Raw genomic sequence first — 15,460 nt, 5'->3', positions numbered from 1 at the left:
AAGATGCAATCTCGCGCTCACCCTCGACGAGACGCGCCAGAGCTGGCGCGCGCCTGATACTCAACGTGGAAGAGAACGGCGGAAGAATACGCGCCTATTCGGCGGCCGCGCTGTCCATCGGACCCAGCGATTCGTGCACCATCGCCGCCTTGTGGCGCAGGTGCAGCTTGAGGATCTCGCCGAGCCGCGCGCCGTCGCGCGCCCGCAGAGCGGCCATCATTTCCTCATGGTCGTCCACCGCCTCGCGCCAGCGGTCGGTCGATTTCTGGGCGATGAAGCGCACCGCATGGATGCGCACCATCAGCGTTTGGTAAAGCTGGAACAGCGAAGTGTTGCCGGCGATCTCGAAGAATGCCTCGTGGATCGCCCGGTTCAACCGCAGATAGGCGGCGGGGTCATTCGCCCGGTAATGCACCAGCATCTCGTCGTGCATCGCCTGGAGGCGGGCGACATCGGCGTCGGTAGCGCGCGCGCAGGCGGCTTCGCCGGCGAGGGCTTCCAGCGCGCCCATGATCGGGAACAGTTCGTCGACTTCCTCCGGCGACACCCGCGCGACCGAGGCCCCGCGGTTGGGCGAGAGGATCAGCAGCCCCTCATTGGCGAGCACCTTCAGCGCCTCGCGCAGCGGGGTGCGGGAAACGCCGAAGCGGGCGCACAGCGCCTGCTCCGAAATCTTCTCACCGGCCTTGAGGTCACCGCGCATCAGCATGTCGCGCAACTGCGCGGCGAGTTCGCCGTGCAGGCTGCGACGAGGAATAATGGCCGTGCCCGACATCGCCATGAGGCGAACATCTCCTGCGTGTGTCGATTCAGGCCCTTAGATTGCGCCGACCGGCGACTTTGGCAAGCCACTTGAGCCGCCGGCCGACGCAATTAGCGCGATCATGCCGCAGCGCGAACCGGGGCCTGCGCGCACTCGGTCAGGTAGTCCATCGCCGCCTGCGCGCCGCCCTTCTTGTGCGGGACGCCGGCAATCGACAGGCCCATCTCGACGCCGGAGAGCGCGCCCATCATGGTCAGGTCGTTGGTGTCGCCGAGATGGCCGATGCGGAATACGCGGCCGGTGAGCTTGGTGAGGCCGGTGCCGAGCGACATGTCGAAATGGTTCAGCGTCTTCTCGCGGAAGGCGTCGGCGTCGTGGCCCTCCGGCATCATCACGGCGGTCAGCGAGGACGAATAGTACTTCGGCTCGCGGCACAGCACTTCCAGACCCCAGGCGCGCACCGCGCGGCGGGTGGCCTCGGCATGGCGGTCGTGGCGGGCGAACACGTTGTCGAGGCCTTCCTCGTGCAGCATGTCGATCGCCTCGGCGAGGCCGTAGAGCAGGTTGGTGCCGGGCGTGTAGGGGAAGAAGCCCTTGGCATTGTGCGGCAGCATCTCTTCCCACGACCAGAACAGCTTGGGCATGGTCGACGTCTTGGCCGCGGCCAGCGCCTTGTCGGAGAGCGCGTTGAAAGACAGTCCCGGCGGCAGCATCAGGCCCTTCTGCGAGCCGGAAACGGTGACGTCTGCACCCCATTCGTCGTGGCGATAGTCGATCGAGGCCAGCGAGGAGATGGTGTCGACCAGCAGCAGCGCCGGGTGGCCGGCGGCGTCGATCGCCTTGCGCACTTCGTCGACGCGGGTGATGCAGCCGGTGGAGGTCTCGTTATGGACCACGCACACCGCCTTGTATTCGTGGTTCTTGTCCTCACGCAGCTTGGCCTCGATCTGCGCGGCGTCGGCGCCGATGCGCCAGTCGGAGGCGATGAAGTCGGGCTTGAGGCCGAGCTTGATCGCCATGTTCTTCCACAGCGTGGCGAAATGGCCGGTCTCGAACATCAGCACCTTGTCGCCGGGCGAGAGCACATTGGCGAGCGCGCCTTCCCAGGCGCCGGTGCCGGACGCGGGATAGATGATCACCGGGCTCTGCGTCTTGAAAATGGTCTTGATGCCGTCCAGCACCCGATGGCCGAGCTTCTGGAATTCGGGGCCGCGATGGTCGATCGTGGGCATGTCCATGGCGCGCAGGATGCGGTCCGGCACCGGGGTCGGCCCCGGAATCTGCAGGAAGTGGCGACCCGCGACCCGGGCGGAATTGCTGGACATCTTGGTTCTCTCCCTTGACGGCGCGGCGTTTCGATCCGCGTTCCGGTTCTGCCTCACGACGCGGAAAACCACTTTCCGCACCGACTGTCTTGCATATATGAATTATGAATGCAAAATTCAGTCAAGCCCGTCGGAGCGCTGTTTGCGTCTTTAACGTCGGGCATAGGGAGGAATGACATGGCGGCACGGCTCACGCCGGGACTTGAGCGGCGCCTGAAGAGCGAGATCACGGGTGACGTGTGGTTCGACCGCTTTAATCGCGGGCGCTACGCCACCGATGCCTCGTTCTACCAGATCATGCCGCTGGGTGTCGTGGTTCCCCGTACGGTGGAGGAAGCCGAGCGGGCGATCGCGCTGGCGCGGTCGGAAGGCGTGCCGGTCACCGCCCGCGGCGGCGGCACCTCGCAATGCGGCCAGACCATCAACGATTCCATCGTGGTGGACGGCTCGAAATATCTCAACCGCATCCTCGAACTCGACGTCGCGGAGCGGCGCTGCGTGGTCGAGCCCGGCATCGTGCTGGACGATCTCAACCGCCAGCTCAAGGCACATGGCCTGTGGTTCCCGGTGGACGTCTCCACCGCCTCGCGCGCGACCATCGGCGGTATGGCCGGCAACAACAGCTGCGGCGGCCGCTCGCTGCGCTACGGCACGATGCGCGACAACGTGATCTCCATCGACGCCATGATGGCCGACGGCGCTAAGGCGCATTTCGGCCGGGTCGATCATAATCTGTCCGGCCTCTCCACGGATTCGCCGCTGATGCCGCTGGCGCGCGACCTGCTGGATATCGGCGCCCGCGAGGCCGGCGAGATCGCCGCCCGCTTTCCCAGCGTCCAGCGCCGCGTCGGCGGCTACAATATCGATGCGCTGGTGCCGGACCCGGCCGGCTACAACCTCGCTCATCTCCTCGTCGGCTCGGAAGGCACCCTCGCCTACTCCACCCGGATCGAGCTCAAGCTCTGGCCGGTCATCGGCAAGAAGGTGCTCGGTGCCTGCCATTTCGGCAGCTTCTATCAGGCGATGGACGCGGCCCAGCATCTGGTGAAGCTCGGGCCCATCGCGGTCGAGCTCGTCGACGAGACGCTGCTGGCGCTGGCCGGCGAGATTCCGATGTTCCAGCCGACGCTGCGCCAGTTCGTGCGCGGCACGCCGGCCGCCGTGCTGCTGGTCGAGTTCGCCGAGGACGAGGACGAGAACGAGCGCCGTCTGAAGCTGCTGGAGCAGACCATGGGCGATCTCGGCTTCGGCTGGGACAAAAGCGGGGAGCGCTGGGGCGGCGTGGTGAACGTGCGCGACCCCGGGCTCCAGGCCGCCATCGCGGATGTGCGCACCTCCGGCCTCAACATCATGATGTCGATGAAGCAGGCGGGCAAACCCGTCTCCTTCGTCGAGGACTGCGCGGTCCCTCTGCCGCATCTGGCCGACTATACCGCCCGGCTGACCCAAGTGTTCGAGAAGCACGGTACCAAGGGCACCTGGTACGCCCACGCCTCAGAGGGGTGCCTTCATGTGCGCCCGGTGCTCAATCTGCGCCAGGAGCAGGACGTGAAGGCGATGCGCGCCATCGCCGAGGAAGCGTTCCACATGGTGCGCGAGTACAAGGGCTCGCATTCCGGCGAGCATGGCGACGGCATCGTGCGCTCGGAATTCCACGAGACCATGTTCGGCCCGCACCTCGTCAAGGTGTTCGAGGAGGTGAAGGACCGCTTCGATCCGAACGGGCTGTACAATCCCGGCAAGATCGTGCGCGCGCCGAAATTCGACGACCGATCGCTGTTCCGCTACGCCCCGGACTACAAGGTCGCGCCGATCAAGGCGGCGCTGGACTGGTCCGGCTATTCCGGCGAGGGCGGCGGCCTGCAGGGCGCCATCGAGATGTGCAACAACAACGGCGCCTGCCGCAAGGCGGTGGCCGGGGTGATGTGCCCAAGCTACCGCGTCACGCGCAACGAGCGCGACGTGACGCGCGGGCGCGCCAACACGCTGCGCCTCGCCATTTCCGGCCGGCTCGGCCCCGACGCGCTCGCCTCCGACGAGATGATGGAGACGCTCAAGCTCTGCGTCTCCTGCAAGGGCTGCCGGCGCGAATGCCCGACCGGCGTCGACATGGCGAAGATGAAGATCGAGGCTCTGGCCGCGCGGGCGAAGTCCAAGGGCATCACCCTGCACCAGCGCCTCGTCGCCTATCTCCCGCACTACGCGGCGCTCGCTTCGAAAGTGCCGTGGCTGCTCAACCTGCGCGACCGGCTGCCCGGCGCGGCGAAGCTCTCGGAGAAGTTTGCCCAGTTCAGCGCCCGGCGCACCCTGCCGAAATGGCGCTCCGACGGCTTCTGCGGCGACGGGACCACCTTTGGCCCGGAAAACGGGCGCGAGGTAGTGCTGTTCGCCGACACCTTCAATCGCTGGTTCGAGAGCGAGAACATCAAGGCCGCGCTCACCGTGCTCACCGCCGCCGGCTACCGCGTGCACATGCCCGCGCCGTCGGACGGCAAGGCGCGCGCGCTGTGCTGCGGGCGCACCTTCCTCTCCGCCGGCCTCGTCGATCAGGCGAAGGCCGAGGCCCGGCGCGTGCTCGATACCTACGCCCCGTTCGTCGCGCGCGGCGTGCCGGTGGTCGGGCTGGAGCCGAGCTGCCTGTTCGCATTCCGCGACGAGCTGCCCTCGATGTTCCCCGGCGAGAGCGCGCAGCGGCTCTCCGCCCATGCGCTGCTGATCGAGGAATTCCTCGCCCGCGAGCATGAGGCCGGACGCCTCACCCTCGACCTCGGCCCGGTGGGCGACAAGGCGCTGCTGCACGGTCATTGCCACCAGAAATCGTTCGGCGCGATGGGCGCGGTGGAGAAGACGCTGCGTCTGGTGCCGGGCCTTGCCGTTGAGACCATCGAGTCGAGCTGCTGCGGCATGGCCGGAGCCTTCGGCTATCATTCCGAGACCATCGACACCTCGCTGGCCATGGCCGAGCTCTCGCTGCTGCCGGCGGTGCGCAAGGCCGATGCCGGCACGCTGGTCGTCGCCGACGGCACCTCCTGCCGCCATCAGATCCACGACGGCGCCCAGCGCGACGCCGTGCATGTGGTGCAGATCCTCGCCCGCTCCGTGGTCTCCGCGCGCCAGCCGGAGACCATCCGCGCGATGGTGGCGGCCGAGTAGAAGACCCGGCCGTCGGGACGATAATCAGGGAGAAGCCGCCAAACTCAGCTTGCCTCGTGATCACGTCGATTGCATAATGAATGCATAACTCAAAAAGACCTCAGGAAACGCCTTGGCCGACCGGCAGCCACCGGGACCGCCTTTACAAGAGAGGAAATACTATGTGGGAGAAGTTCGTCTCCAAGCGCTCGGCCGTGCTGGCAGCCTGCCTGTCCGGCCTCACCTTCTCGTCGGCCTTTGCCGCCTGGGCGCCGACCAAGCCGATCGAGATCATCGTTCCCGCCGGTGCCGGCGGCGCCTCCGACCAGATGGCGCGCATGATGCAGGCCGCCATCCAGAACAATAAGCTCTCGCCCACCCCCGTCGTGGTCACGCTCAAGGGCGGCGCCAATGGCGGCGAGGGCCTGATGGACATGCTGGCGAGCGCTGGCGACCCCTATAAGTTCGTCATCTCGAACTCCGCCATCTACACGCTCCCGCTCGCAAACAAGCTGCCCTTCGACTGGCGCAAGCTCACCCCGGTCAGCATCCTCGCCTTCGACAATTTCGTGCTGTGGGTGAATGCCGAGGCGCCTTACAAGACGGCGCAGGAATTCATCGACGCAGCCAAGAAGGAGCCCGCCGGCGCCTACAAGCTGGGCGGCACCGGCTCCAAGCGCGAGGACCACATTCTCTCTTCCGCCATCGAGAACATCACCGGCGTAAAGTTCAGCTACATCCCCTACAAGTCGGGCGGCGAGGCGGCGACCCAGCTCGTCGGCGACCACATCAAGGTCAACGTCAACAACCCTTCCGAGAACATCGCCGTGTGGCGCGCCGGTCAGGTCCGCCCGCTCTGCGTGTTCGACAAGGAAGTGATGAACTACGACGCCAAGGTCACCACCGACATGTCGTGGAAGGACATCCCGACCTGCGCCTCGCAGGGGATCGACTTCCAGTGGATCATGCTGCGCGGCGTGTTCCTGCCCCCGAACGTCACCCCCGACCAGACCGCCTTCTATCAGGATATGCTGGGCAAGCTGGTCGAGACCAACGAATTCAAGGAATACCTTGAGAAGCAGGCGCTGAAGCCTTCCGGCCTCAAGGGCGCCGAGATGGTGAAGTTCCTTGAGCAGGACGAGGCCCTCTACAAGGACCTCATGACCAAGTTCGGCTTCGTCGCCAACTGAGCGATCGCCCATGCCGGCGTCCGTCCGGGCGCCGGCATGGGCGGGTCGTGTCGCGCGTTACCGCCGCTCCGCGCCCCACGGCGCGCTCGAATTTCCCTTTTCGATATTCTGGAGATCAACGATGTCCGATGACCCGCACGAGGTCGCCGACGCGTCGCTCGTATCCACACGCAACGTCGAAGTCGTGGTGATGGCCCTGCTGCTGGCCGTCGCCGTCTTCCTCGGCTGGGACAACTGGCGCATCGGCGCGGGCTGGGCGCCGGACGGGCCGCAGGCCGGCTACTTCCCGTTCTACCTCTCCGTCCTGCTCGGCGGGGCGAGCCTGGTCGGCATCGTCTCGGCGCTGCGCGACCCTGCCCTGCGCGAGGAGGTCTTCGTCGGCCGCTCCGCCTTCGGCCGCGTGCTGCGCGTGTTCATCCCGACCGTGATCTTCGTGCTGAGCGTGCAGATCCTCGGCATCTACGTGTCGAGCTTCCTGTTCGTCAGCCTGTTCATGATCCTCATCGGCAAGATCGCCGTGTGGAAGTCGGTGCTGACCGGGCTGATCTTCTCGATCGGCATGTTCTTCATCTTCGACGTGGAATTCAACGTGCTGCTGCCCAAGGGCCCGCTCGAAGCGGCGTTCGGGTTCTGAGGAGGCGATCATGGAAGCGCTTGAGTCACTGTTTCACGGTTTCGGGGTCCTTCTGACCTTTCATAACCTCACGCTGATGCTGATCGGCATCTGCCTCGGCATTCTGGTGGGCGTGCTGCCCGGCCTCGGCGGTCCGAACGGCGTCGCCATCCTGCTGCCGCTCACCTTCACCATGGACCCGACCTCGGCCATCGTGCTGCTGTCGTGCATCTACTGGGGCGCGCTGTTCGGCGGCGCCATCACCTCGATCCTGTTCAACATTCCAGGCGAGGCGTGGTCGGTGGCCACGACATTCGATGGCTATCCCATGGCGCAGAAGGGCGAGGCGGCGGAAGCGCTGACCGCGGCCTTCACCGCCTCCTTCGTCGGCTCCATCGTGGCGGTGATGCTCATCACCTTCCTCGCGCCGTGGATAGCGAGCTTCGCCATCCGCTTCGGGCCGCCGGAATTCTTCGCCGTCTATTTCCTCACCTTCTGTTCCTTCGTAGGCCTCGGCAAGGAATCCCGCCACAAGATCATCATCTCGCTCACCATCGGCTTCCTGCTGGCGGCGGTCGGAATGGACACGGTGTCGGGCGAATTGCGCATGACCTTCGGCTCGATCGAACTGCTGCGCGGCTTCGACTTCCTGGTCGCGGTGATCGGCCTGTTCGGCGTGTCGGAAATCCTGCTCGCCATGGAGGAGCATCTCGCCTTCAAGGGACAGGAGGCCAAGATCCGCCTCACCGTGGTATGGCGCACCTGGCTGTCGCTGCCGCGCTACTGGGCGACGCTGCTGCGCTCCTCGGCCATCGGCTGCTGGCTCGGCATCACGCCGGGCGGTGCAATCGCGGCCTCGTTCATGGGCTACAACCTCGCCAAGCGCTTCTCGCGGGACGGCGCGCAGTTCGGCAAGGGCAAGATTGAGGGCGTGCTCGCCCCCGAGACCGCCGCCCATGCCGCCGGCACCTCGGCGCTGCTGCCCATGCTCGCGCTCGGCATTCCCGGCTCGGGCACGGCGGCGGTGCTGCTCGGCGGCCTGATGGTGTGGGGCCTCCAGCCCGGCCCGCTGCTGTTCGTGGAACAGAAGGACTTCGTGTGGGGCCTGATCGCCTCCATGTATCTGGGCAACATCGCCGGCCTCATCATCGTGCTCGCCACGGTGCCGCTGTTCGCCTCGGTGCTGCGCGTGCCCTTCGCCACCATCGCCCCGATGATCATCGTGTCCTGCGCGGTCGGCGCCTTCGCGGTGCAGAACGCCATGTTCGACATCTGGCTGATGCTCGGCTTCGGCATCGTCGGCTACGTGTTCAAGAAGGTCGGCATTCCTCTGGCCCCGCTCACCCTCGCTTTGGTGCTCGGCGACAAGGCGGAGGACGCTTTCCGGCAGTCGATGATCGGCATCGACGGCGGGCTCGGCATCTTCTGGTCCAACAAGCTGGTGGGCACCATCACCACGCTGGCCTTGATCATGCTGTTCTGGCCGCTTATCGGAAAGCTCATCGACATGATCCGGGGCCATTCCAGCGTCCCGGCCAGCAGCGAAGGCACCCGCGCATGACCCTGAGCCTCAGCTCCGCCCAGACCATCCTTGCGACCGCGCTCGACGCCTGCCGCAAGGGCAATTTCAAGCCTATGGCCGTCGTCGTTCTCGACGAGCGCGGCGCGGTGCGTGCAGCGGCGTCGGAGGACGGCACCAGCCTGAAGCGTTTCGAGGTCGCCCATGGCAAGGCCTATGGCGCCCTCTCGCTGGGCATGGGCTCGCGCTCGCTCTTCAAGCGTGCCAAGGAGCAGGCCTTCTTCATCGCCTCGGTGACCGACGTGATCGGCGGCGCGCTGGTGCCGGTGCCCGGCGGCGTGCTGATCCGCGACGGCTCCGGCGAGGTGGTCGGCGCGGTCGGCATCTCCGGCGACACGTCGGAGAACGACGAGGCGGCGGCGCTGGCCGGCATCGCGGCGGCGGGCCTTGTCGGCGATCCCGGCGCGGACTGAGGACTTACGTATTCCCAAAACAAAAGGCCGGGCATCGCCCGGCCTTTTTCATGTGCGGCAGCCTGTTCGCGGCGACGACGGTTAATCGATGACGCCTGTGGAGCGCGCGGCCGCGGCGGCGGCCTTCTCGGCGGCGGCCACGAGGTCCCAGGCTGCGATCTGCCCATCCTTGCCGAACTGGATGGCCGGCCCGCTCGACACGATGCGGCGGCCCCGACCATCGTCGACCACGGCGAATTCGTAGACGTGATGCGCGCTGCGATGCATCACCCGCACCGTGGAAGGCGAAAGCGTCACGACATCGAACTCGTTGTGCGGCATGGATTCTCCCTCTCGTTTTTTTGAAACCGCCCCGTCTCGCGTCGGGTCGGCGGGCCGCTTGGCGCGGCTCTGGCACGGACCGGCCAACGTCGCTCGGGCGACGCCACAGGTGGCTCTCAGGGGGAACTTTGAGGGTTCGCGTGCGTTTCGACAACGAAAATCTCCGCGTCCGGGCCATTTTTAACCTGACGTAGAGACATTTCCCGAATGCGGCGCCGTGCCGGTCCGGGCTGATATTATTCATGCACGAAGATAGACTGGCGCGCCTCTTGGAACATCGTTTGGAACAACTCAAGACGGCGCGCCGGCCGGCAGGAGACGCCTGATGAACCGGACCACCACCCTCGTCATCGCCGCCGTGGTGTTGCTGCTCGCGGTGTATGCCGCGATCGATTATTCCGGCCGCACCACGACCCAGCCGACCGAGAACCCGACCCCGCCGGTCGGCGCGCCGGTAACGCCGCCGGCGCCCGCCACGCCGCCCGCGCCCTGAGCCGGCCGGCTACTCCGCGCGCGTCTCGCCCATGGCCTTCAGCGCCGCGCGGGCTTGCGGACGCTCCAGCACGGTTTCGCATGAAGCGGACAGGCGCCGGCGCCAGTTCGGCCTCTCGCGGTCCGTGCCCGGCAGATTGACCGCGACTTCCTCGCCCGCAAGATCGTCGAGCTGCGCAAGCGCGATCTGCGCCCGCGCGCGCCCGACATAAGCGTGCACCGCGACCAGAAACGCGTCGGCAAGCGGGGCGTCCGGCTCTGGCTCGGCCGCGATCAGACCCTCATTAAGCAGCGCGCGCGCCAGCCGGTGCTTTTCGGCGATCCGCTCCTCGCGCGCTGCGGCCGTAGCCGCCGCGTCGGCAAGGCCGAGGGCGAGGCGCTCCTCGATATCCGCGCCGTCCCACCAGCCTTTCAGCGTCGGCAGGTCATGGGTGGAGATGCAGGCCGCCGCGAGAGTGGGATAATCCTGCGGCGGCATGAAATCCTCGCCCGAGCGCTCGAACCACAGCACGCGATAGGACAGCATGCGCTCGCGCGCGAGCTGATCGCGCATGCCGAACGGCACCGTCCCCAGATCCTCACCGACCACGAGGCACTGTGCGCGCACGCTCTCGGCGGCCACCTGCCCGGCAAGGTCCTCGAACGGATAGGCGAGATAGGCCCCCTCGACCGCCCCCGCGCCCTCCGGCAGCAAGAATAGGCGGCGCAGCCCCATCACATGGTCGATGCGGAGCGCGCCGGCATGGCGCATATTGGCCGCGACCAGCCGCGCGAAGCCCTGATAGCCGTCGCGCTGCAAAGCGAGCGGGTCGGGCGGCGGCAGGTTCCAGTTCTGCCCCTCGGGCCCGAGCGGATCGGGCGGCGCGCCGACATTCACGCCCTGCATCAGCATGCCCTGCTCCGCCCAGGCCTCCGCTCCATCCGGCGCGGTGCCGACCGCAAGATCACGATAGAAGCCAAGAATCAGCCCGGCCTCGCGCGCCTTCCGCGCCGCCGCGCCGAGCTGGCGGTCGGCGATCCATTGCTGCCACAGCGCGAAATCCACCTCGCGCCGGTGCTCCCCGGCAAAGCCGGCGAGCGCGGAGGGATCGGCCTCGCGCAGGCCCGCCGGCCAATCGCGCCAGCCCAGCTTCGGGTGCAGGCGGGATATGGCCTGAAACGCCGCGAACCGGCCAAGCGCCTCGCCGCCCTCGGCGATGAAGCCGGAAAAGCCGGGCTCGGGCTCCGCCTCGAAGCGGGCGAAAGCCTCGCGCAGCAGCGTCTCCTTGGCGGCCCAGACCGCCGTGTAGTCGACATTGGCGGCGCCCGCGATGCCGGCAAAGCCGGAGACATCCGCCCCCAGCGCGGCGAGGTCGATATAGATCGGGTCGAGAAAGCGCCGGTCGGAGGGGTGATAGGGGCTCGCCCGCTCGCGATCCTGCGGGAACAACGCGTGCAGCGGGTTGAGCCCCAGCGTGGACGCACCCTCCCCGGCCGCCAGCGCCCCCAGCTCGCCGAGCGCGGTGAAGTCGCCGATGCCCTGATCGTGCCGGTCGCGGCGGAGCGTATAGAGATGCGCGGCGAGGCCGAAGCAGCGCCCCCCTTCCTCCAGCGCCGGCGGCAGATAGCAGGCTGGTGGCGCCACGGTCAGCCGGCAAACGACATCGCGTAGACGCAGCTCGTGCCGGCCCGGCGGCAACTCCGGCAGGGCGACGCGGCGGACCACCGCCAGCCGCCCGTCCGGCTGGGTCGCCGGCATACGGATGCCGTCATCGGCGTGTATGGGGAATACGCGCCGTGTGCCGTCCTCCAGCACGATGTCCAGGTCGAGCCGGCGCCGGGCCCGCGCGGCCTCGCCGCCGAGCCGCACCTCGCCGGCCTCGCCCTGCCGCAGCACCAGCGCGAAGGGCAGGTCGCGGCCGAACTGCTGGTCTGACAGCCCGGCGAGGCTGTCGCGCACCTCGCCGGAGGTACCAGCCGGCAGGCGCAGCGCCTTGAGCAGCGCGCGCTTGGTGTCGTCGCTCACCGCGTGATGGGTGCCCCCAACGTCCCACCACTCATTGGAAATGCCGGCGGCGGCGGCGAGCCGCTCCAGCAGGGCCGGATCGGCCGGGCGCTGCGGCGCGGCGGGCGCGGCCTCCTCGACGAAGATGCGCACGGCGCGGGCGGGCAGCCCCTCCCCGGCGGCATCGCCCGCCGCGCTGTCCGCCGCCAGCCGCCACGCGAAGCCGTCGCGCGGCTCCGGCAGCTCCAGCGGCAAAGTCTCCTGCGAGGCGTTCAGCGCCACCGCCACCCGGTCGGCCGGCACGCCGTCGGCCGCGGGCGCGTAGAACGCCGCGACCAGCGCGCGGGTGTCCGCCCCGTCCCAGTCCACCGCCTCGCCGGAAGGAGCGCGCCATTCGACATCGGGGATCGCACTGGCGTCGACCGGGCGCCCGGTGAGCGGGGTTTCGAGGCGCAGCGCCCGATGGCGGCGGCGCAGCATCACCAGCCGCGCGGTGCAGGTGGCGAGGTCCTCGTCGGTGCGCGACCAGTCCAGCCAGGTCAGCTCGTTGTCCTGGGCATAGGCGTTGTTGTTGCCGGCCTGCGAACGCCCGCATTCGTCGCCCATGGTGAGCATCGGCGTGCCGCGCGCCGTGATGAGAATGGCGAGCAGCGCGCGCATGTCGGCCTGCCGGCGTCCCGTCACCGCCGGATCGTCGGTCCAGCCCTCGATGCCGTGGTTCCAGGAATAGTTGGCGTTGGTGCCGTCGCGATTGTCCTCGCCATTGGCCTCGTTGTGCTTGGCCTCGAAGGAGACGAGATCGGCGAGGGTGAAGCCGTCATGGGCGGTGACGAAATTGATGCCGCGCGAAAGCGGGCGGGCGCCGGCGCCGAAGACGTCGGCCGAGCCGGCGAGGCGGGTGGCGAGTTCGCCGATCATGCCCGCATCGCCACGCCAGAACCGGCGCGCCGTGTCGCGGAAATGGTCGTTCCACTCGCCCCAGCCGGCGGGGAAGCGCCCGATCTGATAGCCCCCTAGCCCGACATCCCACGGCTCGGCGATCAGCGCGAGGTCGCGCAGCATCGGGTCCTGCTGCATGGCGGCGAGGAACGGGGCGTGCGGGTCGAAGCCGTCCACCCGGCGGCCAAGCGTGGCGGCGAGGTCGAAGCGGAAACCGTCCAGCCCGACCCCGGCCCAGCGCCGCAGCATGTCCATGCCGAGCCGCAGTACCGGGCTGCGCTCCAGCGCCAGCGTGTTACCGGTGCCGGCGTCGTTGAGCAGGCGCGAGGGATCGTCCGCCGCGTGCCGGTAATAGGTCGCGTTGTCGAGCCCGCGCAGGCTCACCGTCGGCCCGAATTCGTCGCTCTCGCCGGTGTGGTTCAGCACCACGTCCAGCACCACGCGGATGCCGGCCCCGTGCAGCGCGTCGATCGCCAGCGCCACCTCCTCGAACCCGCCCGGCGCGAGGCGCGGGTCCGGGGCGCCGAACACGATGGGGTTGTAGCCCCAGTAATTGGTCAGCCCGAGCGGCGGCAAATGCCGCTCGTCGATCCAGGCGAAGGCCGGCATCAGCTCGACCGTGGTGATGCCGAGCTTCACCAGATGCTCGATCACCGCCGGCCGCGCCAGCGCCGCGAAGGTTCCGCGCATCTCCACCGGCACCTCGGGATGGCGCATGGTGAAGCCGCGCACATGCAGCTCGTACAGCACTTGGTCGCCCCAGCCGAAACCCGGCGTCGCCGGCTGCGCCGGCTCAACGGGATGGGGCAGGATCGCCGGGGATACGATCGCCTTGGGTACGAAGGCCGCGCTGTCGATCTCGTCGCGCTCGGCGCCATGGGCGCGCCGGTCGAACAGCGCCTCGTCGAGCCGGAACGGCCGGTCGAGCCGGCTGGCATAGGGGTCGACCAGCAGCTTGTAGGGGTTGAAGCGATGCCCCTCCTGCGGCCGCCACGGGCCGGCGGCGCGCAAGCCGTAGCGCGCGCCCGGCGGCACCCCGGCAATATGGCCGTGGAACACGTCGCCGGTGCGCTCGGGCAGCTCGATCCTGGCGAGCTCCTGCTCGCCGGACACGTCGAACAGGCAGAACTCGATGCGCTCGGCATGAGCGGAGAACACCGCGACGTTCACGCCGTTCGCATCCGCCGTGACGCCGAGCGGCTCCGGGCTGCCGGGCGAGCGCGTCCAGTCGGTCACCCGGCGCGCTCCGCGACCAGAGAGCGGAACAGATGGGAATATTGGCGGGCCGCGCGGTCCCAGGAGACATCGGTCGCCATGGCGTTCTTCTGCAGCTTGCGCCACAGCACCTTGTCCTGCCAGAGCTGGTGGGTGCGCATCAGCGCCCCGCGCAGCGCCGGCGCGGAGACCGGCGAGAACTGCACGCCGGTGCCGACCCCGGCGGCGCGCGCCATCTCGTTGACGTCGATCACGGTATCGGCGAGCCCGCCGACCCGCGCCACCACCGGCAGCGCGCCGTAGCGCAGGGCGGAGAGCTGGGTGAGGCCGCAGGGCTCGAAGCGCGAGGGCACGATCAGCGCGTCGGCGCCGGCCTGGATGCCGTGGGCGATCGCTTCGTCATAGCCGAGCCGGACGCCAATGCGGCCGGGATTGTCCCGCGCCGCGCCGGTGAAGCGCTCGGCGAGGTCGGAATCGCCCGCCCCCAGCAGCACGAGCTGCGCGCCGAGGTCGAGCAGCGTGCCGAGATTGTCGGCCAGCAGGTCCAGCCCCTTCTGCCACGACAGCCGGCTGACTACGCCGAACAGCAGTGCCTCGGGGTCGGCATCGAGCCCGAAAGACTGCTTGAGCGCGATCTTGTTGGCCACGCGTGCCTTGGGCTTCTTCTCGTCGAATGGCAGCGGGATCAGCGGGTCGGTACCCGGCGTCCAGGCATTGAGATCGAGCCCGTTGAGAATGCCGGAAAGCACATTGCTGCGGGCATTCAGCAGGCCGTCGAGCCCCATGCCGGCCTCGGGCTGGAGGATTTCCCCGGCATAGCCCGGCGACACCGTGGTAATGCGGTCGGCGAGCTGGAGGCCGGCCTTCAGATAGCCGACCATGCCGTAATATTCGATGCCGTCCACCGCGAAGGCATGGGGCGGCAGGCCCAGCATTGGCGCGATGGACGGCGGGAACTGGCCCTGAAAGGCCATGTTGTGGATCGTCATCACCGTTCCGGGACGGCGGCCGCCGGAATAGTGGAGATAGGCCGGCGCAAGGCCTGCCTGCCAGTCATGGGCGTGCACGATGTCCGGCACGAAGCCCGGCACCAGGCCGAGCCCGATCCCGGAAGCCACCGCGCCGAGCGCGGCGAAGCGTGCGGCGTTGTCGCCGAAATCGCGCCCGTCCAGCCCCACATAAGGCCCGCCCGCCCGGTCATAGAGATGGGGCGCATCGATCACGAACAAGTCGAGCCCGGCCGCGCGCCCCGCCAGCAGGCGCGCCGGGCCGCCGAACAGGTGATCGAAGCTGTGCGCGACCTCCGCCTCGCCCAGCGCCGCCATCACCGCGGGATAGCCCGGCACCAGCGTGTGCGCGCGCACGCCGTGCGGGGCCAGCGCCTCAGGCAGCGCGCCGGCGACATCGGCCAGCCCGCCGGTTTTCACCAGCGGGAACACTTCGGAGACGACCGAGAGAAGCTTCAGATCCGCCACGTTGCCCTGCCCACGCTCA

The 15,460-nt window shown here is 68.3% G+C and carries 11 protein-coding genes; 6 read left to right on the top strand and 5 right to left on the bottom strand.

All coding sequences use genetic code 11. The features are described 5' to 3' along the window. Nucleotides 1–94: 94 nt before the first annotated feature. Together VRZ77_RS09740 and VRZ77_RS09735 are read right to left on the bottom strand one after the other, a co-directional pair. Nucleotides 95–781, bottom strand: a complete 687-nt coding sequence (locus VRZ77_RS09740; protein ID WP_414592452.1) for a GntR family transcriptional regulator — start codon at nt 779–781, stop codon at nt 95–97. A gap of 101 nt (nt 782–882) precedes the next feature. Then, entirely contained in the window at nt 883–2,088 is a 1,206-nt protein-coding gene (locus VRZ77_RS09735; protein WP_414592451.1) for a pyridoxal-phosphate-dependent aminotransferase family protein, read from the bottom strand. A 177-nt stretch (nt 2,089–2,265) separates the two neighbouring features. Between VRZ77_RS09735 and VRZ77_RS09730 the strand changes: the two genes are divergently transcribed. The 5 genes from VRZ77_RS09730 to VRZ77_RS09710 all read left to right on the top strand — a co-directional run bounded on the left by VRZ77_RS09730 (nt 2,266) and on the right by VRZ77_RS09710 (nt 9,015). Then, complete coding sequence (locus VRZ77_RS09730) at nt 2,266–5,241, top strand: FAD-binding and (Fe-S)-binding domain-containing protein (protein ID WP_414592450.1); 2,976 nt, start codon at nt 2,266–2,268, stop codon at nt 5,239–5,241. Nucleotides 5,242–5,402: 161 nt separating this feature from the next. After that, complete coding sequence (locus tag VRZ77_RS09725; RefSeq protein ID WP_414592449.1) at nt 5,403–6,410, top strand: Bug family tripartite tricarboxylate transporter substrate binding protein; 1,008 nt, start codon at nt 5,403–5,405, stop codon at nt 6,408–6,410. 121 nt (nt 6,411–6,531) lie between these two features. Then, the gene (locus VRZ77_RS09720) at nt 6,532–7,044 is read left to right on the top strand and encodes a tripartite tricarboxylate transporter TctB family protein (RefSeq protein WP_414592448.1); all 513 of its coding nucleotides are present in this window, start codon (nt 6,532–6,534) and stop codon (nt 7,042–7,044) included. Between the two features lie 10 nt (nt 7,045–7,054). After that, nucleotides 7,055–8,584, top strand: coding sequence for a tripartite tricarboxylate transporter permease (locus tag VRZ77_RS09715; RefSeq protein WP_414592447.1), 1,530 nt, complete (start codon nt 7,055–7,057; stop codon nt 8,582–8,584). After that, nucleotides 8,581–9,015, top strand: a complete 435-nt coding sequence (locus VRZ77_RS09710) for a GlcG/HbpS family heme-binding protein (RefSeq protein WP_414592446.1) — start codon at nt 8,581–8,583, stop codon at nt 9,013–9,015. Before VRZ77_RS09715 ends, VRZ77_RS09710 begins: the two co-directional genes overlap by 4 nt. Nucleotides 9,016–9,096: 81 nt before the next feature. Here the strand turns inward: VRZ77_RS09710 and VRZ77_RS09705 are convergent, their stop codons facing one another. Continuing rightward, complete coding sequence (locus VRZ77_RS09705) at nt 9,097–9,336, bottom strand: hypothetical protein (protein ID WP_414592445.1); 240 nt, start codon at nt 9,334–9,336, stop codon at nt 9,097–9,099. Between the two features lie 325 nt (nt 9,337–9,661). On the opposite strand from VRZ77_RS09705, the gene VRZ77_RS09700 reads away from it, so the two are divergent. Continuing rightward, nucleotides 9,662–9,829 (top strand): hypothetical protein, encoded by a 168-nt coding sequence (locus VRZ77_RS09700; RefSeq protein ID WP_414592444.1) that lies wholly within the window; start codon nt 9,662–9,664, stop codon nt 9,827–9,829. A gap of 9 nt (nt 9,830–9,838) precedes the next feature. Here VRZ77_RS09700 and glgX read toward each other — a convergent pair whose 3' ends face one another. Next, nucleotides 9,839–13,987: a glycogen debranching protein GlgX gene (gene glgX, locus VRZ77_RS09695; RefSeq protein WP_414592443.1), complete on the bottom strand. Its 4,149-nt coding sequence runs from the start codon at nt 13,985–13,987 to the stop codon at nt 9,839–9,841. Beyond that, the gene (gene glgA, locus VRZ77_RS09690; protein WP_414592442.1) at nt 13,984–15,441 is read right to left on the bottom strand and encodes a glycogen synthase GlgA; all 1,458 of its coding nucleotides are present in this window, start codon (nt 15,439–15,441) and stop codon (nt 13,984–13,986) included. Before glgA ends, glgX begins: the two co-directional genes overlap by 4 nt. Nucleotides 15,442–15,460 lie beyond the last annotated feature (19 nt).

Source organism: Ancylobacter sp. G4_0304, assembly GCF_047501495.1.
GTDB lineage: Bacteria > Pseudomonadota > Alphaproteobacteria > Rhizobiales > Xanthobacteraceae > Ancylobacter.
The sequence above is the reverse complement of the archived record's forward strand: the minus strand, read 5'-3'. Positions and strand labels throughout refer to the sequence as shown.

Bases quoted from the DNA above. Each gene is read 5' to 3' on its own strand.
- VRZ77_RS09740 (WP_414592452.1), bottom strand. From the start codon at position 781: ATGGCGATGTCGGGCACGGCCATTATTCCTCGTCGCAGCCTGCACGGC.
- VRZ77_RS09735 (WP_414592451.1), bottom strand. From the start codon at position 2,088: ATGTCCAGCAATTCCGCCCGGGTCGCGGGTCGCCACTTCCTGCAGATT.
- VRZ77_RS09730 (WP_414592450.1), top strand. From the start codon at position 2,266: ATGGCGGCACGGCTCACGCCGGGACTTGAGCGGCGCCTGAAGAGCGAG.
- VRZ77_RS09725 (WP_414592449.1), top strand. From the start codon at position 5,403: ATGTGGGAGAAGTTCGTCTCCAAGCGCTCGGCCGTGCTGGCAGCCTGC.
- VRZ77_RS09720 (WP_414592448.1), top strand. From the start codon at position 6,532: ATGTCCGATGACCCGCACGAGGTCGCCGACGCGTCGCTCGTATCCACA.
- VRZ77_RS09715 (WP_414592447.1), top strand. From the start codon at position 7,055: ATGGAAGCGCTTGAGTCACTGTTTCACGGTTTCGGGGTCCTTCTGACC.
- VRZ77_RS09710 (WP_414592446.1), top strand. From the start codon at position 8,581: ATGACCCTGAGCCTCAGCTCCGCCCAGACCATCCTTGCGACCGCGCTC.
- VRZ77_RS09705 (WP_414592445.1), bottom strand. From the start codon at position 9,336: ATGCCGCACAACGAGTTCGATGTCGTGACGCTTTCGCCTTCCACGGTG.
- VRZ77_RS09700 (WP_414592444.1), top strand. From the start codon at position 9,662: ATGAACCGGACCACCACCCTCGTCATCGCCGCCGTGGTGTTGCTGCTC.